This window comes from Novosphingobium sp. JCM 18896 (assembly GCF_025938095.1).
Lineage (GTDB): Bacteria > Pseudomonadota > Alphaproteobacteria > Sphingomonadales > Sphingomonadaceae > Novosphingobium.
Window position 1 is genome coordinate 331,980 of the sequence record NZ_JAPCZF010000005.1, and the last position, 25,846, is coordinate 357,825.

Genomic DNA, 25,846 nt, shown 5'->3' on the forward strand with positions numbered 1-25,846 from the left:
CACTGGGCGATCTAGGATGCGGTTTTACCAGACCGATCATGCGGAGAGAGGTTACCTATGAAGAGCATTCGCACATTCGTCTTGGCTGGCGTCAGCCTGCTGAGCCTGGCCGGACCGGCCTTCGCGCAGGACACTGCGGCAAAGGATACGGACGAGGCGGGCTTCGGCAACGAGGACATCGTCGTCCAGGCGCGCCGCCGTGACGAATCGCAGCAGGAAGTTCCGCTCGTCGTGAATGCGGTCACGGCAGCGAGCATCGAGAAGCTGAACCTTCGCGAATTCCAGGAAATCCAGACGCTCGTTCCGGGTTTGAACCTGTCGTCGAGCGCCAACGGCATCGGTGCCCAGGCCTCGCTGCGCGGCGTCGCCTATGACGTGAACGCCAGCGGCAACAACGGCACGATCGAATTCTACCTCAACGACGCGCCGCTCGCCGCGGGCATCCTGTTCCAGTCGATGTTCGACGTCGGCCAGATCGAAGTTCTGCGCGGTCCGCAGGGCACGCTGCGCGGTCGCGCTTCTCCGTCGGGCTCGATCACCGTTACCTCGCACCGTCCCGACCTGAACGAGACCGGCGGCTATCTGACCGGCACGATCAACGACATCGGCACCCGCAACCTCAACGGCGCGATCAACGTGCCGATCGTCGAGGGCATCCTCGCCCTGCGCGTTGCCGGCGTCTACGAAGAGGGTGACGGCAACCGCGTCACGAGCCTGAATAGCACGGTCAACCCGTATCAGAAGACCCGCGGTGGCCGCATCTCGCTGCGCGCCGAGCCGGCCGATTTCCTGAGCCTTTCGGCCAGCTACACCACGACGAACCGTCAGGTTGCACAGTTCGACCAGGTCGAATCGCTGTCGCAGACCGTTGCCGGTGCTCCGAACGGTCAGGCGCTGATCACCGCTGGCGATCGCAAGTCGGTGCAGTTCATTCCGCGCCGCTACGAGCAGAACTTCCAGGTCTTCAACTGGCAGGGCCAGGCTCGCTTCGCCGGCCAGAAGCTCGACTACGTCGGTTCGTACAGCGATTCGAAGCTCGACAGCCTCGATCCTTCGGACGACGGCGCGTTCTTCGGCGCGACCTATCCGCGTGCGCTGCTCGAGGCCGCGCAGGTGACCAACACCCGTTCGAAGCAGACCACGCACGAACTGCGCCTGTCGAATGAAGAGCGCGTTGCCGGCATGTTCGACTACGTCGTCGGCGGCCTCTACAACAAGCTCGACGCGCCGACTTCGCTGGTCACGCAGACGCCGCTGTTCGCCGGCTTCTTCATCCCGCAGGCCGCGTTCCCGAACTTCGTGCAGACGAGCGGCATCGTTCCCGGTGCTGGCGTTGCCTTCGCGCAGCTCGTGAACACCCCGGTCACGCGTCCGGCCTTCACCAAGGAGCAGTCGCTGTTCGCCAACGTCACGGCGCACCTCGGCGAGGCGACCGAGCTTTCGGCCGGCACGCGCTACATCGACTACAAGTCGACGGGCAGCCTGACGGTCGGCGGCGTTGCGGTTCCTGCGGCGACGCAGAACCTCAAGACCAGCCACTGGATCTACTCGGCTTCGCTCAAGCACAAGTTCACGCCGGACATCATGGCCTATGCGTCGTTCGGCAGCTCGTGGCGTCCGGGTTCGGCTACCAACCCGATCCAGTTCCGCGATCTGACCAACCCCGGTGCGCTGCTCTCGTCGTTCTACTTCCCGGGTGACGAAACCTCGAACTCGTACGAGATCGGCGTCAAGTCGACCTGGCTCGACAACCGTCTGCGCCTGAACATCACGGCCTATCGCCAGGACTTCAAGAACTACGCGTTCTCGGCCCAGAACATCTATGCAGCCGGTACCGACGCCCAGGGCGCGCAGCGCGTGTTCCTCGCGACGCCCGCGCTTGCAGTCGGCGTTCCGGCCAAGGTCGACGGTGTCGAAGGCGAGATCGATTTCCGCGTCAGCGATCGTTTCAGCATTAGCGGCACGGCGAGCTACGCCCTCAGCAAGATCAAGAACGGCGTCGTTCCCTGCAACAACTACGGCGGCGGTGTTCCCACCTATGCCCAGATCCTGGCGGCCAACAACGGCCAGCAGATCGCGACCTGCAACGTCAACTATCGTGCCGGCACCTCGGCGCCCTTTGCGGCGACCGTGCAGTCCGAGTACAACCACCCGGTCGGCGCCAACATGCAGGCCTACATCCGTGGTCTGATGACGTTCCAGGGCAAGTCGCAGAACGATCCGGCGAATGCTTTCGACGACATCGACAGCTACGCTCAGGTCAACCTGTTCGCCGGCATCCGCGATGCCGACGGCGCCTGGGAGCTGACCGGCTACGTCAAGAACCTGTTCAACGTCGAACGCGTTCTGAGCCGTACCGCGCAGCCGCTGGGCGTCAGCTACCAGCAGCTGTTCTGCTCGGCCGCCGTGCCGCAGTGCGCCGGCGTGCTGCCGGCCGGCGTCCCGGCCATCACCTATGGCCAGTCGGGCACCAGCGCTTATCGTGGCATCACGATGACCGCGCCGCGCGAATTCGGCGCCACCTTCACGGTGCGCTTCGGCTCGCGCTGAGCTCTGCCTCAGGCTTGAAAACGGAAGGCCGGCGGGAAACCGCCGGCCTTTTCGTTTGACCCGCCTTTTCGTTTGACCAGTAGGCGTGCCGCTAATAGGCGACAGTGCTGTTCATAATGCCGCGCGTAACCAGGGAGGACGAGGATGGAGAGTCGAGCCAAACGGCGCCCCCGCGATCCCGATGCGACCCGCGAGGTCATCCTCGAAGCCGCGCGCACCTTGCTGGCCAAGGACGGCCCCGAAGGGATCAGCCTGTCCGAGGTCGCCCATCTCGCCGGGGTCAATCGCGGCACGGCCTACCAGCATTTCGAAACGCGCGAGAAGCTGATCGAGGCGACCGTTGCCTGGGCTTCCGACAAGCTGTTCCGCGCTGCCTTCGGCGATCCCGAGACGGTCAGCGAGCGCCGCTTCGAGGAAGAGGACATTGCCGCGATGACCGAGCGGCTGACCGCCTTCGCGATGGAGAACCACGAGCTCTGCCGCGTCTGGCTGCTCCAGGTCCTCGCTTCGCCCGACCCGGCGCAGGACCCGTTCTGGCGCGAATACTGCGGCTCGCTCGAACGCTGGGCGGCCAGCGATCTGGCCGTGCCCGGGATCGATGCCGAAGTGCTTTCGGTGATGAATCTCGCCGGGATCTTTCTCTGGCCGATCTGGGCGCGCGCGCATGCCGAGAACGACGCCGGCCGCGCCGCGCTGGCGCAACGTTTTGCCGACGAGACCTTGCGTCTGTCGATGTATGGCTCCTTGCGGGCCGATGCCTACCCCGGCATAGCTGAGAGGCTCAGCCGGCGGCGGAAATAGAGACTCGCGCGCCAGCGCTCGACCCCATTCGAATGGTCCTAGAGACCCACCATTGCCCAAGGGAGTTTGTATGTTTTCTGCGATCCTGATCGAAAAGACCGACGATGGCCAGAAGGTCTCGGTGACCGAGCTCGACGAGAGCCAGCTGCCCGAGGGCGACGTCACCATCGACGTCGAATATTCGACGATGAACTACAAGGACGGCCTCGCCATCACCGGTGACGGCCCGGTCGTGCGCCGCTGGCCGATGGTCCCCGGCATCGACCTCGTCGGCACCGTCAGCGACAGCTCGAACCCGAACTTCGCCGCCGGCGACAAGGTCCTGCTCAACGGCTGGGGCGTGGGCGAAGTGCACTGGGGCGGTTTCGCCACCAAGGCGCGCCTCAAGGGTGACTGGCTGGTCAAGCTGCCGTCGGCCTTCACCGGCGCCCAGGCGATGGGCATCGGCACCGCCGGCTACACCGCCTCGCTCAGCGTCGATGCGCTGATCAACTTCGGCGTGAAGCCCGAGGACGGCGAAGTCCTCGTCACCGGCACCCCCGGCGGCGTCGGCTCGGTCGCAGTCGCCCTGCTCAAGAAGGAAGGCTTCACCGTCGTCGCCTCGATCGGCGACGACAGCGAGAAGGACTACCTGACCGGCCTCGGCGCGGATTCGTTCATCCATCGCAGCGAGCTGTCGGAGCCCGGCAAGCCGTTCCAGAAGGAGCGCTGGGGCGCGGTGGTCGACTCGGTCGGCAGCCACACGCTGGCCAATGCCATCGCCCAGACCAAGTATCGCGGCACGGTCACGGCCTGCGGCCTGGCCCAGGGCAGCGACCTCGCCACGACGGTCATGCCGTTCATCCTGCGCGGCGTCTCGCTGATCGGCATCGATTCGGTGATGTGCCCGCAGAAGCCGCGCCAGGCCGCCTGGGATCGTCTGGGTCGTGACCTCGACATCTCGCTGCTCAACACGATCGCGACCGAGATCAGCCTGGCCGAAACGATCCAGGGCGCGCGCGACCTGATCGACGGCAAGATCCGCGGCCGTCTGATCGTCGACGTTCGTCGCTAAGGCATGCCGAACGGCCGCGCTCCTGCGGGGGCGCGGCCGGTAGGCCAGGGAGAGTTGAGGACAATGACCAGCAAGGTCCAGGTGGCAGGCGACCTGTCGATCGCCCGCGGTATTCCGCTGTCCGAGGAGGGCGGCATCGGCCCGCTGACCTTGGGGCGCTATGTGCGCGAGATCGCACGGATGTACGGCCCGCGCGAAGCCGCGATGATCAACATCGACGGCGCGGTCGAGCGCTGGACCTATGACGACCTGCTGGCCAAGAGCCTCGAAGTCGCCAAGGCATTGATCGCCAGCGGTACGGGCAAGAGCACGCGCGTCGGCATCATCGTCACCAACCGCCTCGAATTCCTCTCCTGCACTTTCGGCGCGGCCCTGGCTGGCTGCGTCGCCAATCCGATCAGCAGTTTCTTCACCCCGGCCGAGATGGACGAGGTGCTCAAGCTCTCGGGCTGTTCGGTGCTGCTGATGGAGCGCAAGGTCCTCAAGAAGGATTTTGCGGATATGCTGATCGGCCTTGAGCCACAGATCGCCAGCATGACGCCGGGCGAACTGGCTTCCGAGCGCTATCCGTTCCTCCGTCACCTGGCGATGATCGACACCGACGAAGCCGAGGGCGGCATCGAAGGCTGGAGTAAGTTCCTTTCGCGCGGCAAGGACGTGGCCGAGGACCTGGTCGAAGCCGCGACCGCGGCGGTGACCCCGGCCGATCCGGCCGTGCTGATGTTCTCCTCGGGCTCGACCGGCAAGGCCAAGGGCATCCTCAATTCGAACCGCGGCGTCTGCCTGCAGCTGTGGCGCTGGCACCAGTGGTACGACATCAAGCCCGAGCATCCGCCGCGCACCTGGTCGGCCAACGGCTGCTTCTGGTCGGGCAATTTCTGCCAGGCCTTCGGCGGCACCTTGTCCTCGGGCGGCACCCTGCTGCTCCAGCGCTGGTTCGATCCGGCCGAGGCGCTCGAACTGATGGACAAGGAGCGTTGCTCGATGCCGCTCGCCTGGCCGCACCAGTGGCCGCAGCTCGCGGCCGCGCCGAACTACGACAGCGTCGACCTCTCGGCGATGCGCTATCTCGACAAGACGATGCTGCTCGCCAAGCACCCCAGCGTGCACACCGAATGGCTCGAGCCGGGCCAGGCTTACGGCAATACCGAGACCTTCACGCTGATCACGGTGTTCCCCTCGGGTACCTCGCCCGATCTGGCCGTGCCGCTGAGCTATGGCCACCCGACCGCGGGCTCGACGATCAAGATCATCGACCCGCTGACCGGCGCGACCGTGCCGATCGGCGAACGCGGCGAGATCGCGGTCAAGGGCCCGACCCTGATGATGGGCTACCTGGGCATCCCGCTCGACGAGACGCTCGACGACGAGGGCTTCCTGCGCACCAACGACGGCGGCTACATGGACGCCGAAGGGCGGCTGTTCTGGGAAGGCCGCCTCAACGACATCATCAAGACCGGCGGTGCCAACGTCTCGCCGCTCGAGATCGACGCGGTGATCCGTGATCATCCGGGGGTCAAGCTGACCCAGACCGTCGGCATTCCCGACGAACTGCTGGGCGAACTGGTGGTCGGCTGCATCGTGCCGCATGCCGGCGTCAGCCTGACCGAGGACGAGATCAAGGCCTGGGCCAAGGAGAAGCTCGCGAGCTACAAGGTGCCGCGCCGCGTGCTGTTCTTCGAGGAGAAGGAGCTCGAGACCACGGGCAGCTCCAAGATCAAGACAGCCGAGCTGCGCAAGCTTGCTGGCGATCGTCTCAAGGCGGAGGCGGCGTGATGGCGACCTTCGACGACTGGCTCGAGATCCACAACCTCAAGGCGCGCTATTGCCGTCTGCTCGACACCAAGGACTGGGAGGGCTGGGGCCAGCTCTTCACCGAGGATGTCGAACTCGACGTCCGCGGCAGCGGCGGCGAGATCATGCGCGGCCGTGCCGCCGTGGTGGAATCGGTGCGTGGCTCGATCGGCGAGGCCAAGACCGCGCATCAGGTCCATTCGCCCGAGATCGCGATCGACGGTGATCAGGCGACCGCGATCTGGGCAATGCAGGATCGTGTCGTTTGGGATGGCGGACGCGGCCTGACCGGCTATGGTCACTACCACGAGCGCTATCTCCGCACCGCCGAGGGCTGGCGCATTGCCGAGCAAAAGCTGACCAGGCTCCATATGGATTTCGATCAGTAGATCGCGTCCGATCTCGGCACGGCGATTGCCTTACAAGGCTCAAAATAAGTCTGGATTATAGTAACCTTTATTACTAATCTCGTGCGATGGACGAAACCATTGGCACGATGTTGGCGCAGGTATCGCGTCTCCTGCGCAGGCATTTCGACGCGCGGGCGCGCGGCGTGGGGGTCACTCGTCCGCAATGGCAGGTGCTGAGCCTGCTGAGCTTCAACGAGGGGATCAACCAGGGCGGCCTCGCCGAACTGCTCGAGGTCGAGCCCATCACGCTCGGCCGTATGGTCGATCGCCTGCAGGACGCCCAACTCGTCGAGCGCCGCCCCGATCCGACCGATCGCCGTGCCTGGCGCCTGTTCCTGACCGACAAGGGGCAGATGCTGCTCGACCAGCTGCTGCCTTGCGCGCTGGCGACCTACGACATCGCGCTCGAAGGCATCGAGGAACAGGAGCGCGCGGTGATGATGACGGCGCTCGGCCGGATGCGCGCCAACCTTTCGCGGCGGCAGACCGTCGACGTTGCGGCGGTCGATTGAAATCTTGTAAAATCAGATATTTGATCGTGACCCTGAAGGTCGTTTCGGGTAAATAGGCGGAGCCGGCTTCATTTTTCGGCCAAGCATCGCCCGCGCGTTGCGCAAATCCCCTTGTCGTTGCTCCGGCTTTCTGGAAACCGTGCAGCCCCGACAGTCATCAAGCGAGTTGCAGTGTGGGCAAGACCATAGTCATTACGGGAGCCGGATTGGGCCTGGGGCGCGCACTGTCGCGACGCTTCGCGGAAGAGGGCGAGACGGTCGTCCTGCTGGGGCGTACGCTGTCCAAGGTTCAGGAACTGGCCGAGGAACTGGGTGAACCCCATTATGCGGTTGAATGCGACGTCGGTTCGCCCGACTCGGTGCGCGCGGCTTTCGCCACGATCGCCGAGCGTAGCGGCAAGATCGACGTGCTGATCAACAATGCCGCGATCTACGAACCCTTCATGGTCAAGGATGCGACCGACGCGCAGATCCTGTCGATCATGAACACCAATTTCGCCGGCCCGATCTTCACCTGCCGTGCGGCGATTCCGCTGATGGAAAGCGGTGCCACGATCCTCAACGTCACCAGCGAATCGGTGTCGCTCGAATTCCCGATGCTGTCGCTCTATGCGAGCACCAAGGGCGGCGTGGAGCGCTTCACCGAGTCGCTGTCGAAGGAACTCGAACCTTCGGGCATTCGCGTCACCACGGTGCGCGCCGGGCCGATGTACGAAGTCGGCAAGCCGATGGCCACCAACTGGGATCCGGCGGCCGCGCAGCAGTTCCACCAGCTCTGCGTCGCTTCGGGCATCGATCTGATGAAGCGTCCGATCAGCAACGTGACCTCGGTGACCGGCGTTTTCCGCGCATTGATCGATCTGGCGCCCGACGTCCGCATCACGCACGCTTCCATCGAAGCGCGTCGCGCCTAAATACGTATACAACCATTCCATTGGGGATTGAGGACCATGACGACACTTCCCGACGCCAAGCTCTATATCAATGGCCAGCTCCGCGACGCCACCGGCGGCCGCACCTTCGACGTCATTAGCCCCTGGACCGGTGAGACCACCGGCAAGGCGGCCGATGCCACGGCCGAAGACGTCGAGGCGGCGATCGTCGCCGCGCGCAACGCCTTCGACAACACCGACTGGTCGACCAACAAGGACAAGCGCGTCGCGCTCGTGAAGAAGTATCGCGAGCTGTTCGAAGCGAACCGTGCGCGTCTCGGCGAACTGGCCGTGCACGAAGCCGGCGCCGCGCAGGGTGCGGTCAACAAGGCGCATGTCAACATGGCGCTCGACGGCTGGGACGACTACCTGGCCGTGTTCGACAAGGTCCAGTGGGAAAAGGACTACGGCACGAAGGAGGCCTTCGGGTCGAACCATCATCGTGTCGCGGTCTATGAGGCCGTCGGCGTCGTCGCCGCGATCACGCCGTGGAACGTTCCGCTCTACGTCAACATCGGCAAGGTCGTCGCGGCGCTGCTCGCCGGCTGCACCGTGATCCTCAAGCCCGCGCCGGATACCCCGGGCATGGGCGCGATCTTTGGCGAGCTGGCCAAGGAAGCCGGTTTCCCCGACGGCGTCATCAACGTCGTGTTCGGTAGCGACCCGGCCGAAGCCGGCGAGATGCTGGTCAAGGATCCGCGCGTCGACCTGATCTCGTTCACCGGTTCGACCGCGGTCGGCAAGCGCATCATGGAGCAGGGCGCTCCGACCTTGAAGCGCGTGTTCCTCGAACTCGGCGGCAAGTCGGCCAAGATCGTGCTCGACGACGCGCCGAACTTCGCGATGGAAGTGGCCATGACCATGCTGGTGTTCCACGCCGGCCAGGGCTGCGCCGTGCAGTCGCGCCTGCTGGTGCCCGAGAGCCGCTATGAGGAAGCCAAGGCGATCCTCAAGGGCGGCTACTCGCACTTCGGCGACAACTGGGGTGATGTGAACAATCCCGAGCACATCATGGGCCCGGTGGTCAGCAAGAAGCAGATGGAACGCGTGCTGGGCTACATCCAGCTCGGCAAGGACGAAGGCGCCACGCTGCTCCATGGCGGCAGCGCACGTCCCGACAAGGGCAACGGCTTCTTCGTCGAGCCGACCGTCTTCGTCGACGTCACCAACGACATGCGCATCGCCCAGGAAGAGATCTTCGGCCCGGTGCTCGTGGTCATTCCGTTCAAGGACGACGAAGACGCGATCCGCATCGCCAACGAGAGCTCCTATGGTCTGTCGGGCGGTGTCTCGTCGGGCGACCACGAGCGTGCCATGAAGGTTGCGAAGCGCATTCGCACGGGTTCGGTGTCGGTCAACAACGGCATGTGCATTGCCGGCGACATTCCGTTCGGCGGCTACAAGGCCAGCGGCATCGGTCGCGAATGGGGTGTCGAGGGTATCGAGGAGTTCCTCGAAACCAAGATGATCGCCTACCCCGTCAAAGCATAACAAGGGGATAGGGGGGAGGATGAAAGCAGCAGGAAAGGTGGACACGGATCGGGCGCTGCCCGATCCGGCCGAAACGGCTGCGGATGCGGTTGGAGACGTCAGCCATAATCTCAATGGCCAGCGTCTCGGTCGCAAGGGGCGGGGAACGCGCGAGCGGATCCTCGCCGCTTGTGCTGAACTGCTGGCCGAGAGCGATACCGCGATCTCGATGAGCGCGGTCGCGCGGCGTGCGACGCTCGGCATGACCTCGCTCTACAACTACTTCTCGGACCTGACCGAACTGCTGCTCGCCGTGCTCGAGCCGGTCATGGTCACGGCCGAGGACAGCTATCTCGCCATGTTGCGCGAGCGCTGGCCCGACGATCGTCTGGGCGAGCGCGCCTATGCCTTCATGTGCGCCTATCACGATTTCTGGGCGCGCAATTCGCGGCTGCTGCACCTGCGCAACACGATGGCGGACACGCGCGACGAGCGCATGATGATCCATCGCGTCCAGTCGACCCAGCCGCTGATCGGCCTGTTCGTGACGCAGATGGGCGGCGATGGCGACGACATGATGTCGCCGCTGCGCGGCATGGCGACGGTGCTCATGACGGGGGTCGAGCGTACCGTCACGGTTTCGACCGATACGGGCCTGACCAGCCTGTTCGGCGAGCGCGAGCGTCGCAAGCCGGATCACTACATGGTGCCCGAGGCGCGCCTGATCGAACTGGCGATCGCCGACACGCGCGCGCGTTTTGCGCGCGGCGAGTTCGGCTGAGGGGCTGATCTTCCGCTAGACGTCGACGATTTCGCGGATGGGCTGCGCGGGATTACCACCCACCAAGGTGTTGGGCGGGACGTGGCGCGTCACCACCGAGCCGGCCGCGACGACCGAATTCTCGCCGATCGTCACGCCGCCCAGGATGGTGGCGCCGGTCGCTATCCAGACGCCGCGTTCGATCACGATGGGCTTGCCGATCGTGATCGAGCGACGCTGCGACGGGGCTAGCGGATGACCCGAGGTGATGATGCTCACGTTGGGCGCGATCATCACCTCGTCGCCGATGTCGAGGCCGCCGAGATCGTAGAACGTGCAGTTCTGGTTGATGAAGACGTTGCGTCCGACCGTGATCTCGGTTCCGCCCGAGGTGTAGAAAGGTGGCAGCAGCAGGAAGCCGTCGTCCACCTTTCTTCCGATCAGTTCGCCGAACAGGCGCCGGACCTCGTCCGCGTCGTCGAACGTCAGCCGATTGATCCGCGCGGTGATCGCCATCGCCCGTCGGGTCGATGCGACCATCGCCGCCGATTCCGGCGTGCGCCCGCGAACGATCCTGGTGCCGTCGTCGCGGGACATTTGCGGACTACTTGCCCTTGCCGCCGACGCCCTTGAGGTACTCTTCCATCCCCTTGATGTAGGACGGGTTGAGCATCAGGCCCGAGTTGGCCATGCGCTCGATGTGGCGGCCGGCGTCGCGGCCGACGGCATCGGCGATCAGTTCGATCGCTACCTTGGCCGCGCCCATCTGCTCGCCGTTCTGCTTGGTCAGGTGACGGCAGAAATCCATGACGTCCTGCTCGAAGGTCTCGTCGGGGTAGACCTCGTGGACCAGGCCCATGGTCATCGCCTTGTCGGCCGAGGCGGGCTTGTTGGCCATGACCAGCCAGCGCGCCCAGTGCGGGCCGCAGAGCCGCGTCAGGCGGCTGACGCCGCCCGAGGCCGGGAGCACGCCGAACAGGCCTTCGGGGAAGGCATAGCCGGCGCTCTTGGCGGCCAGGCGGAAATCGCACGACAGGCTCATCTCGAGCCCGCCGCCGACGCACATCGCGTGGTGCGCGACGACGATGGGCTTCTCGACGTGCTCCATCTCGTCCCACAGCTGTTGCATGTTGTTGAGATTGAGGCGGTGGTTCTCGCGGATCGAGCGCGCCGACTGCACGCCGCTGACCGAAGGTGAAACCACGTTCTGGTTGCCGGCCTTGAGGTCTGCGCCGGCGCTGAAATAACGGCCGGTCGAACGGATCAGCATGACCTTGAGCTCGTCGGCATCGCGGAAGCGCAGGACCGCCTGGGTCAGCAGGTCCATCATCTGGCGCGAGATCGCGTTGAGCTTGTCCGGGCGGTTGAGCGTGGCGATGAGGATGCCGTCGACTTCCTCGGTCAGCAGGTGCGGTGCTTCTTCGGTCATGGGTCTCTCCAATCAGTCGATCCTCCCCCTGAGGGGGAGGGGGACCGCCCGCGAAGCGGGCGGTGGAGGGGTGTCCTGCCATCGTGAGGGGGACACCCCTCCGTCAGCCCTGCGGGCTGCCACCTCCCCTTGCAGGGGAGGATCGGTATCTTGTTGTCGTGCTTACTGGCGCGAACGCGGCATGCCGAGGCCCTTCTCGGCGACCATCGAGCGGTGGACTTCGCTCGAACCGCCGTAGATCGTCGTGCCGTGGGCATGGCGATAGGCCTGGTTGAGCTTGCCCGCCGGCCCCTTGCGCTTCGACAGCGAATAGGGTGCGGTCAGGTCGAGCAGGTCGCGCGAATCGAGCGTGAACTTCTCCGAGGAGAACACCTTGGTCATCGGGCCATAGGCGAGGTTGGTCTTGCCTTCGACCTGGACCCAGTTGGCGCGATACTGGAGCAGCTCGGCCGCCAGGTAGTTGGCATAGGCCTTGGCCAGGCGAGCCTGGGCATTCGGCTGGTCGATCAGCTTGCCGCCGCCCGGGGCCTGGATCTCGCGGGCCAGCTCGACCGCTTCCTCGACCATGACCTTCTGCACCTTGGCGAAACCGCCGCCGTGCTCGAGCTCGAGGCTCGCCGCCATCGTCCGTGCGCCGCCGTCGACTTCGCCGAGGCGCCAGGAATCGGGGATTTTCACGCCGTCGTAGAAGGTGATGTTGGTGCGCTCGTCCATGAAGGTGTGGACGGCCTGGACGGTCACGCCCTCGGCCTTGAGCGGCACGATGAACATGGTCAGGCCTTTGTGCTTGGCCACCTCGGTGTTGGTGCGCGTCAGCATCAGCACGTAGTCGGTCAGGTTGGCGCCCGAGGTCCACATCTTGGTGCCCTCGATCTTCCAGCCGTTGCCGTCGGGGATCGCGCGGCACTGTGCGGCGAAGACGTCCGAACCCGAGCCCGGTTCCGAATAGCCGAGCGAGCAGATCGCGTCGCCCGACATGACCTTGGCCAGCACGTCCTGCTTGAGCTCGTCCGAGCCGAAGCGGTGCATGATCAGCGAGACCATTTGGCTGACGCCGGCGACGGGGTTGTTCCAGCCCTCTTCCTCGAAGGCGTCGCGCGCGGCGGTGACGGCATAGGCGCTGAGACCGCGGCCGCCGACGTCCTTGGGCAGCTGCAGATAGGCGAGGTCGTTCTCGACCAGCAGCTTGTGGATGCGCGGGTTATGGCCTTCCCACGAATAGTGGAACTTCTCGCGCTCCTCGTCGGTGACGTGCTTGGCGAAGAATTCGTGGATCTCGGCCTGGACCGCGCGGGCTTCCTCGCCGAGGTCGAACTCGATCGGCAGGTCGCCGACGTCGGGCAGGCTCGCCTGCTCGTTGCCGTAGAGCCGGCGGCCGGCTTCGGCGAGCAAGGCTTGCGGGTCACCGAAGGCCAGCGGCCAGGCCTTGGCGCGCAGGTTGAACAGGTGGATGTCGTGCTCGGTCGTCAGGCCGATGCCGCCGAAGGTGTGCAGCGACTGGGTGACCGTGCGCGACGCGGTTTCCGCGGTCCACCAGCCAGCCAGCGAGACCTGTGCGGCGGCGTCCTTGTCGCCGTCGGCGATCGAGCGGATCGCCTTCCACACCATGAACTTGCCGCTGTCGACCTCGGCGATGAGATCGGCCAGCGGGTGGCTGATCGCCTGGAACGTGCCGATGAACACGCCGAAGGCCTTGCGCTCGCCGGCATAGGCCGCGGCCATCAGCAGTGCCGCGCGCGACAGGCCCGAGAGCGCTGCGCCGATCAGCAGCTTCCACTCCTCGAGACCGGCGGCGAAGCTGGCCAGCGCGGCCTCGCCGCTGCCGAGCACCGTGGCGGGCAGGGCGGCGAGGTCGATCTCGGCGATCGGAGTCGAGGCGAGGTTCTCCTCGGCGACGCGGGCTTCGACCGGGACCTGGATCAGGACGACGTCGTTGCCCTTCTTGGCGACGACCGCATCGGCGACGAGGCCGCCCGAGACCCACTGGCGCGGGAATTCGGCGACGTCGCGCATGGCGATCGTGACCACCTTCTCGCCACCGATCGCACTACCGAGCAGGTCTTCCTGGCCGCCGAGCAGCGCCAGCAGGCGCGTCGCGACCAGCGCTTCGGCGACGGGGCCCGAAGCCAGCGTGCGGCCAACTTCTTCCATCACGACGGCGGCGTCGAACAGGCCGAGGCCCAGGCCGCCGGCATCCTCGGGAACGCGCAGCGCGAAGGCGCCGAGTTCGGCCAGGCCCTGCCACAATGCCGGGTCGAAGCCCGAGGGCAGGGCGGCGCGCACGCGCTCGCCCGAGGAATTGTCGTCGAGGAAGCGCGCGAAGGTGTCGCGCACCATTTCCTGTTCGTCGGTGAGGTCGAAATTCATGGAGCTGTCTCTTCCCGGTCTTCTGATCTGAGTGCTGCACGATCGTTCAGCAGGCCCAGCCGCATCAGCACGGAAAGGCGGGTCGCGGCAATGGGAATTTCGCCCCATCGCCGCCGCGATCCAAACAAAAGCGGCGCCTCCCCGTGGGAAGGCGCCGCCTCAGTCTAGCGACCCGTCCGCTCGGCCTTAGTTGCCGAAGCGGTACTTGATGCGCGCGCCCCACATCCGCGGTTCGCCGACGATGGCCGAGACGAAGCCGCGGGCCTGGTTGTCGTTGATCTGCTGGATGACGTGCTCGTTGGTCACGTTGGTCATGAACACCGAGAGATCGATCGGCATCGACGCGACGTTCTCCCAGGTGGCGTTGAGGTTGAGCACGCTCGACGACGGCGCGATGCCGCGGCCGCTGCCGGCCACGCCATCGGCGACGATGCGGCGACGCGACTGGTAGACGAAGGTCGCGCCGACCGTGAACTTGCCGAACGACTGGTCGAACGGCAGCGTGTAGTTGCCCGAGGCGACGACCTGATGCGGCGGGCCCGAGTTGGCGATCGTGTTGCACTGCTCGCCCGTGCAGCCCTGCGCCAGCGGCGGGGTGATGTCGTTGTACGGCGCGGGCACCGCCGGGATCGTCACCTTGAGCAGCTTGGCGTTGATGTAGCCATAGGCGAGGTCGAGCCGCAGGCCCTGGAACGGCGAGACGTTGAGATCGGCCTCGAAGCCCCAGATGCGCGACTTGCCCGCGTTGATGATCGTCGCATTGCCCGAGCAGATCACCGTGAAGCCCGGCTTGGCGGGATTACAGGCGACGCCGAGCTGGAGCTGCTGGTTGCGCAGCGTGTTGTAATAGCCCGACACGTTGAAGCTGCCCGGCACGGCGCCGCGCCAGCTCGTCTTGGCGCCGGCCTCGAACGAGTCCACGGTTTCCTTGTCGTAGGGCTGCAGCGGATCGGGTCCGAAGATCGCCAGGCCACCCTGACGATAGCCGCGCGACCACTTGCCGTAGATCATCACGTCGTCGACCGGCTTGAAATCGGCCTGGATCAGCCAGGTCGGCGCCTTGGTGTCCTTCTTCAGGTTCTGGCCGCAGAAGTTCAGGTGGTTGGCCAGGGTATAGGGATAGGTCGCCGGGTTGGCGGCCGAGACCGGCGAGACGTAGCCGGGGGCGGTGAGGTTGGTACAGCCGAACCGGGTGTTGGCGGGGTTCGTCTGATAGACCGCGGTCTGGTTGATCAGATAGGTCCGCATCTGGTCCCAGGTGTAGCGCAGGCCGCCCGTCAGGGTGAGCCGGTCGGTCAGCTTGTAGCTGGCCTGGGCATAGAGCGCATAGTCGCGGAACTTGGTCTTCTGGTAGGAGAACGAGCCCGTGCCGCCCGAGATCGTGCCGAGACCGGTGCCGGCCGGGAAGGCCGGGCCGCCGACGGCGCTCGACGGCAGACAGCCGAAGTTGCCGATGTCGGTGCAGGCCGTGAACGAGGCGGTCGAGACGCCCGAGAAGCCCAGCGGATCGTTGATCTCGGCATAGCCGCCGGCCTGCCAGGTGAAGGTTCCGTCACCCGGATGACCCTGCAACTGCAGTTCGGCGACGAACGAGCTTTCCGCGTTGGTGCGCTTGGTCAGCGGATTGTCGTGGGTGAAGGCGAAGCCGCGCACTTGCTGGCCGGTCTCGGTGCCATAGGTCACGCCGGGCAGCAGCGCATAGTTGCCGAACAGGTCGAGATTGGTCCGACCACGGAACTCGCCGTAGGACAGGATGTTCTTGACCGTCAGGCTGTCGCTGGCGGTCCAGGTCAGCGTGTTGATCGCCTGCCACTGCTCGCTGATCGAGTGCGAATCCGGCGCGCGGTTGGATACCGACCAGAACCCGAGTGGCGCCTCGCGCGCGATCTGCGCGGCCGACTCGTTGCCGAAGAAGGCCTGGTTCGACGTGCCGGGGAAGGCGGCGATGATCTTGGGGATCACGCCGTTGCTCTGCGAATGGGTATAGGAGAACACCGTGTAGTTCTCGAGATCGGGCGTCAGCTCGCCGATCATGCTGAGGCGCGCGGCCCAGTAGTTGACGTCGCCGAGGCCGCGGCCCTTGAAGTCGCCGTCGCCGAGATTGCCGGCGTTCTTGAGATAGCCCTTGCGATCCATGTGATCGACACCCGCGCGGATGCGGAAGCTGTCGGACAGCGGGATGTTGATCACGCCCTGGGTGCGCCACATGTCGTAGTTGCCGGCGCTGCCCTCGATATAGCCCTCGAGGTTGTCGGTCGGCTTCTGCGGCACCAGTAGCACGGCGCCGCCGGTGACGTTGCGGCCGAACAGCGTGCCCTGCGGACCCTTGAGCACCTGGACGTTCTGCAGATCGAACAGCGCGCCCGGACCGGCGCCGTCGCCGCCGAAGGTCGCACCCGAGCCGCGCGGCGCGACCACGTCGGCGAAGAACACGCCCACGGTCGCGAAGCTGCGCTGCTCCTGGTAGAAGCCGCGGATCGTGAAGGTCGTGTTGTCGGCGCCATAGCGGCTGTTGACCGCGAAGCCCGGCGTCAGGCTGGCGACGTCCTTGAGGTTGCTGATGTTGTTGTTCAGCAGCTTGGCCTGGTCGACCACCGTGATCGAGATCGGCACGTCCTGCAGGCGCTGTTCGACGCGCTGCGCGGTGACGATGATGTCGTTGCTCGAATTGGTGTCGGTTTCGGACGTCTGCGCCTGGACGGCCGCCGAATTGAAGGCGCAGAAGGTCGTTGCGGCCAGCAAGGCCGCTTTCGTCTTGGTGTTCACTGGCATCTTCCCCCGCTATGCGGCCCGGTCACCCTGGATGGGTTTTATGTACCGAGCCGACCTATTGGGTACGCCTCGTGCAGCGATTGCCAATCGGCAAACGTAACAGCGGTGTCAGATTCTTTCGAACCGTTGCTTGTATACAACGAACTGCGAAGGTTGTGAGAAGGCGTGTCTCTTTACTGCTCTCATCTGAGATGATCAGCTACTTTACCATTACTCTTCGATGATCTCGATCACGCGTTCGGGGCAGGCGCGGGCACCGCGCTTGGCGAGCGATTCTTGACCCTCGGGAACGAGCAGGTCCTCGATGGCGATGTATCCTTCGTCGTCGAGCGGGTAGAGTTCGGGCGCGACGGCCCAGCAGCGCGCGTTGCCGACACAGCGAGCCTTGTCGATCCGGATCTTCATGCCTCTCTCCAGCCATGGCGCCGCCTTTGCGGCCGTGCAGCGCCTATTTGCCATTCGCGGGGCGTGCTTGTCGATGCGATCGGGCGCGAGCCGACGGCAATCGCGCGGGCGATGGCACCGAGCATGCCGGTCGACAGGCTGCGGCGGCTGTGAGATTTTCTGCGGCGCATGATCGAGACCCAGGATCTACCCGGCTATCGCCGCCGCATCCGCATCGAGCCGCGTGCCGGCGTGGTGCTGGCGATGCTCGAGGACGACATGCACTGCATGGCGGTGACCTTGCGTCATGAGGGCGGGGTGGTCAGCGCGGTCGAGCCGGTGATGCAGCGTGCGCCGTGGACGACCTGCCCCGGCGCGCGGGCGCAACTCGTCGCCACCTTTGCCGGGCAGCCGCTGGCAGAGATCACCGCGAAGCGCGAAAAGCGCGCGAACTGCACGCACCTGCACGATCTGGCGGTCTTCGCCGCGGCCCATGCCGACGGCGCGCCGCTGGTCTACGACGTGCTGGTCAGTGATCCGATCGAGGGCGAACGCCTGCTCGAATTGCGCCGCGACGGCGAGCCCTTGCTGCTATGGCGCGAGCATATGGGGGTGATCGTCGAGCCCGCGAGCGCCAGCGGACTGATGCTGCACCAGCTTCGCGACTGGATCGCGACGCTGCCGGCAGACTTGCAGGAGCCGGCGCGCGTCTTGCAGTGGGCGGGACTGGTCGCGCATGGGCGCACGATCCCGATCGAGCAGCAGTCGCGCGCGACCGATCTGCCGCCCAATTGCTATACCTTCCAGCCCGAGCGTGCGGTCGCGGCCCAGCGCGTCGGGGCTTTGCGCGATTTCAATGCTGGAGATGCCGAGCCGCTCGACGGTCTGGCCGTCGAACAACTCGCGCGATTGTAAGCGGTCAGGCCGCGGTCGGCAGCTTCTCGATCTTGGTGGGCGAGGCGAGGCCTTCGATCGCATCGTCGAGGCAGCGCACGAGGCTCTCGCGGCTGACGCGGTCCTCTTCGCCATAGACGATGCCGATCGCCAGCGGATGGCTCTCGTCCTGGCCGGGCAGCAGCGCGGCGACGACGTCGGCCTGCGAGCTGAAGCCCAGCTTGCCGCGGACGTGGCCGCTCTCGCGGCAGGTCTCGATGCGCGCGGTCATGTCGGAGACGGCGAACTTGCGATCCTCGGCGGCTTCGGCGTTGAGCCGGCGCAGCACGCCGTCGCGGCGCGACGGGGCGATGGTCGAGAGCAGCAGCCAGCCGGGCGCGCTGTCGCAGAGCGGTTCCTGCAGGCCGCCGTGCAGGCCACGCATGGCCTTGCCCGAGGCACGCGGGCCGGCATGCCACGAGACGATCTGGCTCTTGAGGCCGACGCGACCGAAGACCGCGACCGACAGGCCGGTCTGCGCCGCAAGGCGGTCGACCAGGCCGACGAGGCGGCCGTCACGGACGATGCCGGTCTGGCCGGCGGCGCCGATCAGCGCGGCGCGCGGCGCCAGGCTGTACGAGCGCGAATTGGGATCCTTGTAGAGCAGGCCGAGCTCGACGAGGCTCGACAGCAGTTCGGACGTGGACGACTGCGGCCGGTCATAGCGGCGCACGATGTCCATCACCGTGGCTTCACGATGCGTATCGTCGAAAAATTCCAGAACCTCGATCACACGGCGCGCGATCTTGGCCTTGTTCGAAGGGGCTGACCCGACAGGCATGGACTCTCTCCTCCACCTCTTATGCGTCGAAGTTTGCGCCATATCGGAGCAATGTCAACGAAAATGAGAATGTCTCGTTTATTCCTGACCTTGGTTAGCTTACATTGCAAGCGGCTTGGTGTTCAACCCGTGCGATTTGCGCGATGGATCGTCTCGAAACGGCGACCGATTCGCCCGGAGATCGCGAGAAAATGGACATCCGCGAGCTGATCGTACCGGCGGAACGGCTTTGGCCGGGCGAAGCCTGGGCGGAGGTGCCGCTGGCCTTCGTCGATCTCGACCGCACCGATGGCGTGCCCGAGTCGCTGGCCTTGCCGCCGTGTCCGGTGATCGGGCTGGGCGATCCCGAGCATCCGCTGGCGGCCCATCTCGATGCGGTGATCGAGCCGCCGGTCGGCGCCGAAGCGATCGCGCGCCAGGTAATGGCCAGACCGCGATCGGCGGCGGTGATCGTGCAGCTTCTGCGCCTGCTGCCGGATTTGTCGTCCGATGCCGGGCTGGCCGCGGAGTCGCTGGCCTATGCAGTGCTCCAGGGCAGCGACGAACACTTGCGCTGGCGCGCGGCGCAGCCGCCGGCCGCGAGGCGGGCGGAGGGGCGCTTGCGGGTCGAGCCCGCTGGCGAGGCCTTGGTCCTCACGCTCGCCAGTCCCGAGAACGGCAATGCGATCGACCGGCACTTGCGCGATGCCTTGCACGAGGCGCTGTCGCTGGCGGCGCTCGATCCTGGCATCGCCCGGATCGAACTGCGCGCCGAGGGCAAGGCCTTCAGTCTCGGCGCCGAGCTCGGCGAATTCGGCACGACGACCGATCCTGCGACCGCCCACGCCATCCGGCTGGCGACCTTGCCGGCGCGGCCGGCGTCGCGCTGTGCCGATCGGCTCGACGTCCATGTCCAGGGCGCCTGCGTCGGCGCGGGGCTCGAACTCGCGGCCTGGGCGCGGCGGATCGTCGCGACCGAGAACGCGTGGTTCCAGCTGCCCGAGCTGGCCATGGGCGTGCTTCCGGGGGCGGGGGGCTGCGTCGCGCTGACGCGGCGGATCGGGCGCCAGCGCACCGCGCTGATGATCCTCTCGGGCAAGCGCCTGAACGCGCGGCAGGCGCTAGGCTGGGGCCTGATAGACGAGATCGCCTGACACGAAGGTCGCGCGGACGAGTTCGGCCGAGAGATTTTCGCGCACCGCCGCCCAGGGGCGATCGAGCAGGCACAGGTCGGCGGGTTCGCCCGGCACGATCCGGCGCCGGCGGGTGAGGTCGAGCGGATCGGCGAAGTAGAGCGTCAGCGCCTCTTCAGGTGTCAGGGCTTCGCCCGCGCCGATGACCTGGCCGTCGCGCGTCCGGCGCGAGACCGCCGCGGTCATCGCCTGCCAGGGATCGGCGCTGACGAAAGGCGCGTCGCTGCCGCCGGCGAGGGGAATGCCGGCCTCGACCAGGCTGCGCAGGCGATAGAGATCGCCGTGATGCCGCGGCTCGACGTCGGCGAGATAGCGATCGCCGCGCTCGGCGACGAAGTGCGGCTGGACGCAGACCGACAGCCCCAGCGCCGCCATCCGCGCGACCAGTTCGGGCGAGGCGACCGAGGCGTGCTCGATGCGGTCGCCCGGCACGGCCCCGGCGGCTTCGATCGCGGCGAGCGCGAAGACCAGCTCGATCTCGGACACGCAATGGACCGCGACGCCGCGCTGCTGGTCATGCGCGGCGGCGATGAAGGCCTGGGTCTCGTCGAAATCGGGGAACTGGGCTTCGTGGAGGTGGAGCTTGGCCGGGCCGCGTGTCCAGTTGCCCAGCGTTCCCGCGAGAAGCGCATGCTGGCGGAGCGATCCGGTCTCGCGCTGCCTTGCGAAGTGGCGCGCGATGACGGGATCGTTGCGCGGGCTCATGTCGGTCATGCCGGTGACGCCGAAGCCCGCGAGTTCGGCGGAGACCGCGGCAAAATCGGGCGGCGTGGAGGCGAGCGCGGTCTGGAGCCAGGCGTCCTCGTCGAACAGGTGGCCCTTGGCGCGGTCGAGCCCGGCGGGGGCTTCTGCGCTCGCGAGGACGGTTTCCAGTCCCAGCGAATTGAACAGCCACAGCCGCCCCGAGCGGTGCTGCAGGCGCAAGGGGCGATCGGCCACCAGCGTGTCGAGTTCGTGCCTGTCGGGCAGGCCCATCACGCTCTCGTGATAGCCGATCCCGCGGATCCAGCGGCTGCCGGGGCGCCGGAGTTGGGCCGTCAGCTCGCCGGCGTCGTTCACCTCGGGCGGGCCGCAGGGCACCGAGGCGGCGCGCACGGCCAGGCCGGCAAGGTGGATGTGGTGGTCGTGGAGTCCGGGCAGGAGCGCGCCACCCCGCGCGTCGATCACCGTTTCACCCGGGGTGGGCGCGAGACCGCCGATTTCGGCGATCCGATCGTCGCTCAGGCGCAGGTCGGCCCTACCATGCCCCCAGACCTCGGCGTTGCGGATCAGCATGCGAGCCATGCCGCGGTATCGGCGCCGAGTTCGCGCACCTCCGCCGCCAACGCGCGGCGCGGAACCTTGGGGAAGGGCTGGCCGTTGGCTTCGGCCCAGCCGAGCAGTTCGGCGCGGAGCAAGGCCGGATCATAGGCGCGCTCCTCGGCTAGCGCGCGCGCGGTGATTGCGCTCATGGCCAGGCCGATGCGGCGCGCGGTGCCGCTGCGATAGGCGCGCCAGGCTTCGAGCGCGCCGGTGATCCCGGTCAGCGGATCGGCGATCGCGTCGCCGACGTAGCCGATCGTGCCGCTGGCGTCGGCGAGCGCGCGGGCGAGGCCGCCGGCGACCGCGCAGTCGTTGCCGATCCCGGTCCACATGGCGGCATCGCCGCTGGCGCCGTGGCCGGTGACGCTGAGCCAGACGAGCCCCGGCGTTTCCTTGACCAGCGCCTCGGCGTCGATCCCGAGCTGTTTCAGGGCCCGCACCCGCGAGCTTTCGATGACGAAATCGGCGCGGCGGATCAGCCCGACCAGCGCGGCCTTGTCGGTATCGCTGGCCATGTCGATCATGACGCTGGCCTTGCCCTGGTTGATCAGGTCGAAGGTCGCGGGATCGTCGCGGCGGATCAGGTCGGGGCGGCTGCGGCTCTCGACCTTCACCACCTCGGCACCGGCGAGCCAGAACAGATGCCCGGCGAGCGGCCCGGCCCAGATCGCCGAGAGATCGACGACGAGCGGGACATGACCCGGTTCGCGCTGCCGGTGCGGTCCCTCGACCAGCAGCTCCACCGGCGGCGAGGCTGGCGCTTCGTCGGCCGAAGCCACGGGCAGTCCGAGCAGCCGTCCGCGCATGACCAGGTCGGCGCAGTCGTGCTGCGCCACGGCCGCGGCGATGGCTTCGGGACTATGGACGTCGATGCCGTCGTCGAGGAACAGCGCGGGCAGCAGCTCGCGGTCCTCGGTGCGGATCAGTGTCAGTGCGAACCAGCCGCCGTCGCGCGTCGGCATCAGCCGACTGCCGCCGAGCCCCGCCGAGATGCGGCCGTTGATCGTATAGTCGCCGTTCGAGCCGCGCTCGCCGACGATCGTGTCGCCGGTCAGCGCGGCGATGCGGGGGGAGCCGGTCTCCTCGGCGAGGAGGCGCAGGTGACGGTCGGCCCAGCGGGCGAGGGGGATGGCGGGGCTACTCACGTTCGCCACTCATACCACACCGTCGCCCCTGCGCAGGCAGGGGCCCAACCCAGCTCTCGTCCGAAAACGGAGGGCGCGTGGTGGAAAGGTCGGTTGGGCCCCTGCCTGCGCAGGGGCGACGGTAAAGTGACAGTGCGCCTCAGTCGGCAAGGATCTTCTTGACCTCGCGGCGCAGCAGCTTGCCCATTTCGTTGTAGGGCAGCTCGGCGACGAAGGCGATCTTGTCGGGCACGCGGCTCGAGCGCAGGCGGCCGCGGATCAGCTCCTTGAGCTCGTCCTCGCCCGGTGCGCCATGGCCTTCGCGGACGACCACGGCGATGCCCACGGCCTCGCCCCATTCGACCGACGGCACCGCGCAGGCGCAGGCATCGGCGATCGCGGCATGGGTCAGCAGCACGTCTTCGATCTCGCCCGGCGACATGTTCTCGCCGCCGCGGACGATGACGTCGTCGGCGCGGCCCGAGAGGAAGATGTAGCCGTCCTCGTCGATGTAGCCGGCGTCGCGGGTCGGGAACCAGCCGCCTTCGACGAGCGCGCTCTTTTCCTTGTATTCGCCCGACACCTGGTCGCCGCGGACGTAGATCTCACCCGCTTCACCGGGGGGGAGAATATTGCCGTCCTCGTCGCGAATCACGATCTCGACCGTAGGCAGCGCCTGGCCCAGCGAGGTCAGGCGTGCGCGCACCTTGGGATCGTCCGAAGCGAGCGCCGCGCGGTGATCGTCGGGGCCGAGCAGGGCGATGGTCGAGCTGGTCTCGGTCAGGCCATAGGCATTGGTGAAGCCGGTGTTCGGGAACAGCGCCAGCGCCTTGCTGATCACCTCGAGCGGCATCTTGCCGCCGCCGTAGGAGATCGCGCGCAGCGACGAGACGTCGGCGGGTGTCGTTTCCATCGCCGCGATGATGCGGCCCAGCATGGTGGGCACGACGAAGGCGTTGGTCGCCTTCTCGGCGTCGACCAGCTTGAGCCAGCCCTCCGGACTGAACGCGGGCAGCATGACGATGCGGCGGTTCGAATAGACCGAGGACATGATCGCCGAAATGCCGGCGATGTGGTACGGCGGCACCACCATGATCGCGGCGTCGTCTTCCTCGGCCGAGGCGAATTCGACCGTGCCGAGGATGTAGCCGAGCAGGTTCGAGTGGCGCAGGATCGCCGCCTTCGGGGTGCCGGTCGTGCCGCTGGTGAACAGCTGCACAGCAATGCCTTCGCCCATGTCGTAGACGCGATCGTCGCCGGGCACGGTTTCCTGTGCCTTGAGCGTGAACTCCTCGCGGCTGAGCACGGTGTGACCCTGATCGCCGGCGATACGTGTCACGCGCTCCTCGTCGCCCACCACCAACGCCGGCGCGATGCGGTCGAGCAGGGCGGCGAGATCGGCGTCGGCAAGGCGGTAGTTAAGCGGGCAATAGGGCACGCCGGCCAGCGCCGCGCCGAACAGCGCGATCACCGCGGCCTCGCTGCTTTCGTCGAGCAGGGCGACGTACTGCGCGCCGCTCTGTTCGATCAGCTCATAGGCGCCGCGTGCAGCGGCGAGCAGTTCGGCATAGGTCCAGCGTTTGCCGTCGCAGACGAGCCCGACGCGATCGGGTGCGGCCTCTGCGGCCATTTCGAGAAGCAGCGAGATGTTCATGCGACGGTATCTATCCCCGAGGTGTCTTAAGTCGATCAGTCCGAAGCGGCCGATCAGTCCGAAGCGGGAAGCGGCTTCGCATCCTTGATCACCAGCGCGACGCCGTCGACCGAGAGCGAACCCTTGCCGGGCTTGACGCAGAGCAGCTCGTACTGGCCGTCGGCATCGACATAGCGCTTGCCCATCAGAGTGCCGGCCGAGAAGTCGGCGGCGAGCGGGGCGAGGTCGGCGGGCTTTTCTTCGGCCATCGGCGAGCCGCCGCATTCGATCGTGCCGCCACCGGTGCGGATGACCATGACTTCGGTATCGTCGGCGACGCTCTTCAAACGGGTTCCGGGCTTCATCTCTCTTGTCCTTCGCAGTCAGTATCTGGAATATAGTTTCGCGATCAGGCGATCGCACCGGACGCCTTTAGGCGTTCGATCCGCTCCCAATCAAGGCCGAGCTCCAACAGTACCGTCTCAGTATGCTCGGAATGCTCGGGCGCGCGTGCGCTTTCGACTGGTGCGTGATCGAATTGCACGGGATTGCGCACCACGCGGACCGGGGGCGATCCGTCGATCGGGTCTATGGTGAAGAAGGCATCGTTGGCGATCGCCTGCGGATCTTCGCCGAGGTCGAGCAGGCTCTGCACCGCGGCCCACTGGCCTTTCATCGTCTGCAGATGCGCGCGCCAGTAGTCGAAATCGCGTGCGGCGAAGGCGGCGACGATCAGATCGTTGATCTCGGCGTGGTGCTCGGCCAGGCCGCGCGCATTGGCGAAGCGCGGGTCGTTCGCGGCTTCGGGCAGGCCCAGGTGTTCGAAGGTGTCTCGGATGTAGGGATCGGGCACCATGATGAACAGGCTGATGACGCGGCCGTCGCTGGTCTGGAAATGGCCCATGAACGGATTGACCGCGGCGCCGCCGACCTTGGGCAGACCCACGCGCATCATCGAGCCGCCGTGGAGGTAGGGGGCGATGACCATGCCCGACATCCACATCGCGCTCGACAGCAGCGAGACATCGACCTCGGTGGCTTCGCCCGTGCGTTCGCGGTGCAATAGCGCTGCAGCGATGCCGCCGGCCAGGTTCATGCCGCTCAGCGAATCGCCCATGCCGCCTATGCCCATCTGCAGCGGCACGTCGAACTCCTGCGGGGTCATGGCGTGGGCGATGCCGCTGTGGATCCAGAACGCGGTCATGTCGTAGCCGCCGCGGTCGCGGTCGGGGCCCTTGTCGCCATAGCCGCTGCCGCGCGCATAGATGATGTTCGGATTGGCGGCGCGGATGTGCTCGAGATCGATGTTCAGCTTCTGCCGCGCGGCGGGCAGGTAGTTGGTCAGGAAGACGTCGGCTTTCTTGGCCAGTTCGTAGACCAGTTCCTGGCCCTCGGGCTTGGACACGTCGATCGCGATCGAGCGCTTGCCCCGGTTGGGGTGCTGGATCATCGGATTGGCCACCGCGTCGAAGGTCATGCCGCCGATCGAGCGCGCGCCGCGCTGGGCGTCGCCGCGGACCGGATGCTCGACCTTGATGACCTCGGCGCCCCAATCGGCCAGGACCGCGCCGGCCGCGGGCACGAAGACGAACTGGGCCACTTCGAGGACCCGAATTCCCTTCATCACCTGCGTCATGGCGCGGCCCCTCCCGGCCTGGAAACGGTA

General features: G+C 66.5%; 22 protein-coding genes. 11 read left to right on the forward strand and 11 right to left on the reverse strand.

The window, feature by feature from the left end:
- Positions 1-57 precede the first annotated feature (57 nt).
- The 9 genes from OLX23_RS18810 to OLX23_RS18850 all read left to right on the forward strand — a co-directional run bounded on the left by OLX23_RS18810 (position 58) and on the right by OLX23_RS18850 (position 10,304).
- Positions 58-2,550: a TonB-dependent receptor gene (locus OLX23_RS18810; protein WP_264446573.1), complete on the forward strand. Its 2,493-nt coding sequence runs from the start codon at positions 58-60 to the stop codon at positions 2,548-2,550.
- Between the two features lie 144 nt (positions 2,551-2,694).
- Positions 2,695-3,351, forward strand: coding sequence for a TetR/AcrR family transcriptional regulator (locus OLX23_RS18815; protein ID WP_264446574.1), 657 nt, complete (start codon positions 2,695-2,697; stop codon positions 3,349-3,351).
- A gap of 70 nt (positions 3,352-3,421) precedes the next feature.
- Positions 3,422-4,405 carry an MDR family oxidoreductase gene (locus OLX23_RS18820; RefSeq protein ID WP_264446575.1) on the forward strand — a complete coding sequence of 328 codons (984 nt, stop codon included), beginning with the start codon at positions 3,422-3,424 and terminating at the stop codon, positions 4,403-4,405.
- Between the two features lie 63 nt (positions 4,406-4,468).
- Positions 4,469-6,181: a class I adenylate-forming enzyme family protein gene (locus OLX23_RS18825; protein ID WP_264446577.1), complete on the forward strand. Its 1,713-nt coding sequence runs from the start codon at positions 4,469-4,471 to the stop codon at positions 6,179-6,181.
- Positions 6,181-6,588 (forward strand): nuclear transport factor 2 family protein, encoded by a 408-nt coding sequence (locus OLX23_RS18830; RefSeq protein WP_264446578.1) that lies wholly within the window; start codon positions 6,181-6,183, stop codon positions 6,586-6,588. Before OLX23_RS18825 ends, OLX23_RS18830 begins: the two co-directional genes overlap by 1 nt.
- Before the next feature lie 86 nt (positions 6,589-6,674).
- Complete coding sequence (locus tag OLX23_RS18835; protein ID WP_264446579.1) at positions 6,675-7,121, forward strand: MarR family winged helix-turn-helix transcriptional regulator; 447 nt, start codon at positions 6,675-6,677, stop codon at positions 7,119-7,121.
- 173 nt (positions 7,122-7,294) lie between these two features.
- Complete coding sequence (locus tag OLX23_RS18840) at positions 7,295-8,035, forward strand: SDR family oxidoreductase (protein ID WP_264446580.1); 741 nt, start codon at positions 7,295-7,297, stop codon at positions 8,033-8,035.
- A 36-nt stretch (positions 8,036-8,071) separates the two neighbouring features.
- Positions 8,072-9,544 carry an aldehyde dehydrogenase family protein gene (locus OLX23_RS18845; RefSeq protein ID WP_264446581.1) on the forward strand — a complete coding sequence of 491 codons (1,473 nt, stop codon included), beginning with the start codon at positions 8,072-8,074 and terminating at the stop codon, positions 9,542-9,544.
- A 37-nt stretch (positions 9,545-9,581) separates the two neighbouring features.
- The gene (locus OLX23_RS18850) at positions 9,582-10,304 is read left to right on the forward strand and encodes a TetR/AcrR family transcriptional regulator (protein WP_264446582.1); all 723 of its coding nucleotides are present in this window, start codon (positions 9,582-9,584) and stop codon (positions 10,302-10,304) included.
- Between the two features lie 15 nt (positions 10,305-10,319).
- Here OLX23_RS18850 and OLX23_RS18855 read toward each other — a convergent pair whose 3' ends face one another.
- From OLX23_RS18855 to OLX23_RS18875, 5 genes are all read right to left on the reverse strand, one after another.
- Entirely contained in the window at positions 10,320-10,880 is a 561-nt protein-coding gene (locus tag OLX23_RS18855) for a sugar O-acetyltransferase (RefSeq protein ID WP_264446583.1), read from the reverse strand.
- A 7-nt stretch (positions 10,881-10,887) separates the two neighbouring features.
- Positions 10,888-11,712: an enoyl-CoA hydratase/isomerase family protein gene (locus OLX23_RS18860; RefSeq protein ID WP_264446584.1), complete on the reverse strand. Its 825-nt coding sequence runs from the start codon at positions 11,710-11,712 to the stop codon at positions 10,888-10,890.
- A gap of 162 nt (positions 11,713-11,874) precedes the next feature.
- A complete protein-coding gene (locus OLX23_RS18865) occupies positions 11,875-14,079 on the reverse strand; it encodes an acyl-CoA dehydrogenase family protein (protein WP_264446585.1) in 2,205 nt (734 codons plus the stop codon).
- A 186-nt stretch (positions 14,080-14,265) separates the two neighbouring features.
- Positions 14,266-16,845 (reverse strand): TonB-dependent receptor, encoded by a 2,580-nt coding sequence (locus tag OLX23_RS18870; RefSeq protein WP_264446586.1) that lies wholly within the window; start codon positions 16,843-16,845, stop codon positions 14,266-14,268.
- A 216-nt stretch (positions 16,846-17,061) separates the two neighbouring features.
- Positions 17,062-17,256: a ferredoxin gene (locus tag OLX23_RS18875; protein WP_264446588.1), complete on the reverse strand. Its 195-nt coding sequence runs from the start codon at positions 17,254-17,256 to the stop codon at positions 17,062-17,064.
- 168 nt (positions 17,257-17,424) lie between these two features.
- On the opposite strand from OLX23_RS18875, the gene OLX23_RS18880 reads away from it, so the two are divergent.
- Positions 17,425-18,150 carry a DUF2889 domain-containing protein gene (locus OLX23_RS18880; RefSeq protein ID WP_264446590.1) on the forward strand — a complete coding sequence of 242 codons (726 nt, stop codon included), beginning with the start codon at positions 17,425-17,427 and terminating at the stop codon, positions 18,148-18,150.
- A 4-nt stretch (positions 18,151-18,154) separates the two neighbouring features.
- On the opposite strand, the gene OLX23_RS18885 is transcribed toward OLX23_RS18880, so the two are convergent.
- On the reverse strand, positions 18,155-18,949 hold the full coding sequence (locus tag OLX23_RS18885) for a helix-turn-helix domain-containing protein (RefSeq protein WP_264446591.1): 795 nt from the start codon (positions 18,947-18,949) through the stop codon (positions 18,155-18,157).
- A 143-nt stretch (positions 18,950-19,092) separates the two neighbouring features.
- Between OLX23_RS18885 and OLX23_RS18890 the strand changes: the two genes are divergently transcribed.
- The gene (locus OLX23_RS18890; RefSeq protein WP_264446592.1) at positions 19,093-20,082 is read left to right on the forward strand and encodes an enoyl-CoA hydratase/isomerase family protein; all 990 of its coding nucleotides are present in this window, start codon (positions 19,093-19,095) and stop codon (positions 20,080-20,082) included.
- Here the strand turns inward: OLX23_RS18890 and OLX23_RS18895 are convergent.
- From OLX23_RS18895 to OLX23_RS18915, 5 genes are all read right to left on the reverse strand, one after another.
- Positions 20,050-21,405, reverse strand: a complete 1,356-nt coding sequence (locus OLX23_RS18895) for an amidohydrolase family protein (protein ID WP_264446593.1) — start codon at positions 21,403-21,405, stop codon at positions 20,050-20,052. The genes OLX23_RS18890 and OLX23_RS18895 overlap by 33 nt on opposite strands.
- Entirely contained in the window at positions 21,390-22,568 is a 1,179-nt protein-coding gene (locus tag OLX23_RS18900; protein ID WP_264446594.1) for a CoA transferase, read from the reverse strand. Before OLX23_RS18900 ends, OLX23_RS18895 begins: the two co-directional genes overlap by 16 nt.
- 139 nt (positions 22,569-22,707) lie before the next feature.
- A complete protein-coding gene (locus tag OLX23_RS18905; protein ID WP_264446595.1) occupies positions 22,708-24,201 on the reverse strand; it encodes a class I adenylate-forming enzyme family protein in 1,494 nt (497 codons plus the stop codon).
- 53 nt (positions 24,202-24,254) lie between these two features.
- Positions 24,255-24,545: a hypothetical protein gene (locus tag OLX23_RS18910; protein WP_264446597.1), complete on the reverse strand. Its 291-nt coding sequence runs from the start codon at positions 24,543-24,545 to the stop codon at positions 24,255-24,257.
- Between the two features lie 44 nt (positions 24,546-24,589).
- Positions 24,590-25,816, reverse strand: coding sequence for a CaiB/BaiF CoA transferase family protein (locus OLX23_RS18915; RefSeq protein WP_264446599.1), 1,227 nt, complete (start codon positions 25,814-25,816; stop codon positions 24,590-24,592).
- Positions 25,817-25,846: the final 30 nt, after the last annotated feature.

Excerpts from the sequence above, each read along its gene's own strand:
- OLX23_RS18810 (WP_264446573.1), top strand. The coding sequence starts at position 58 with ATGAAGAGCATTCGCACATTCGTCTTGGCTGGCGTCAGCCTGCTGAGC.
- OLX23_RS18815 (WP_264446574.1), top strand. The coding sequence starts at position 2,695 with ATGGAGAGTCGAGCCAAACGGCGCCCCCGCGATCCCGATGCGACCCGC.
- OLX23_RS18820 (WP_264446575.1), top strand. The coding sequence starts at position 3,422 with ATGTTTTCTGCGATCCTGATCGAAAAGACCGACGATGGCCAGAAGGTC.
- OLX23_RS18825 (WP_264446577.1), top strand. The coding sequence starts at position 4,469 with ATGACCAGCAAGGTCCAGGTGGCAGGCGACCTGTCGATCGCCCGCGGT.
- OLX23_RS18830 (WP_264446578.1), top strand. The coding sequence starts at position 6,181 with ATGGCGACCTTCGACGACTGGCTCGAGATCCACAACCTCAAGGCGCGC.
- OLX23_RS18835 (WP_264446579.1), top strand. The coding sequence starts at position 6,675 with ATGGACGAAACCATTGGCACGATGTTGGCGCAGGTATCGCGTCTCCTG.
- OLX23_RS18845 (WP_264446581.1), top strand. The coding sequence starts at position 8,072 with ATGACGACACTTCCCGACGCCAAGCTCTATATCAATGGCCAGCTCCGC.
- OLX23_RS18855 (WP_264446583.1), bottom strand. The coding sequence starts at position 10,880 with ATGTCCCGCGACGACGGCACCAGGATCGTTCGCGGGCGCACGCCGGAA.
- OLX23_RS18860 (WP_264446584.1), bottom strand. The coding sequence starts at position 11,712 with ATGACCGAAGAAGCACCGCACCTGCTGACCGAGGAAGTCGACGGCATC.
- OLX23_RS18865 (WP_264446585.1), bottom strand. The coding sequence starts at position 14,079 with ATGAATTTCGACCTCACCGACGAACAGGAAATGGTGCGCGACACCTTC.
- OLX23_RS18875 (WP_264446588.1), bottom strand. The coding sequence starts at position 17,256 with ATGAAGATCCGGATCGACAAGGCTCGCTGTGTCGGCAACGCGCGCTGC.
- OLX23_RS18880 (WP_264446590.1), top strand. The coding sequence starts at position 17,425 with ATGATCGAGACCCAGGATCTACCCGGCTATCGCCGCCGCATCCGCATC.
- OLX23_RS18885 (WP_264446591.1), bottom strand. The coding sequence starts at position 18,949 with ATGCCTGTCGGGTCAGCCCCTTCGAACAAGGCCAAGATCGCGCGCCGT.
- OLX23_RS18890 (WP_264446592.1), top strand. The coding sequence starts at position 19,093 with ATGGATCGTCTCGAAACGGCGACCGATTCGCCCGGAGATCGCGAGAAA.
- OLX23_RS18895 (WP_264446593.1), bottom strand. The coding sequence starts at position 21,405 with ATGGCTCGCATGCTGATCCGCAACGCCGAGGTCTGGGGGCATGGTAGG.
- OLX23_RS18905 (WP_264446595.1), bottom strand. The coding sequence starts at position 24,201 with ATGAACATCTCGCTGCTTCTCGAAATGGCCGCAGAGGCCGCACCCGAT.
- OLX23_RS18910 (WP_264446597.1), bottom strand. The coding sequence starts at position 24,545 with ATGAAGCCCGGAACCCGTTTGAAGAGCGTCGCCGACGATACCGAAGTC.
- OLX23_RS18915 (WP_264446599.1), bottom strand. The coding sequence starts at position 25,816 with ATGACGCAGGTGATGAAGGGAATTCGGGTCCTCGAAGTGGCCCAGTTC.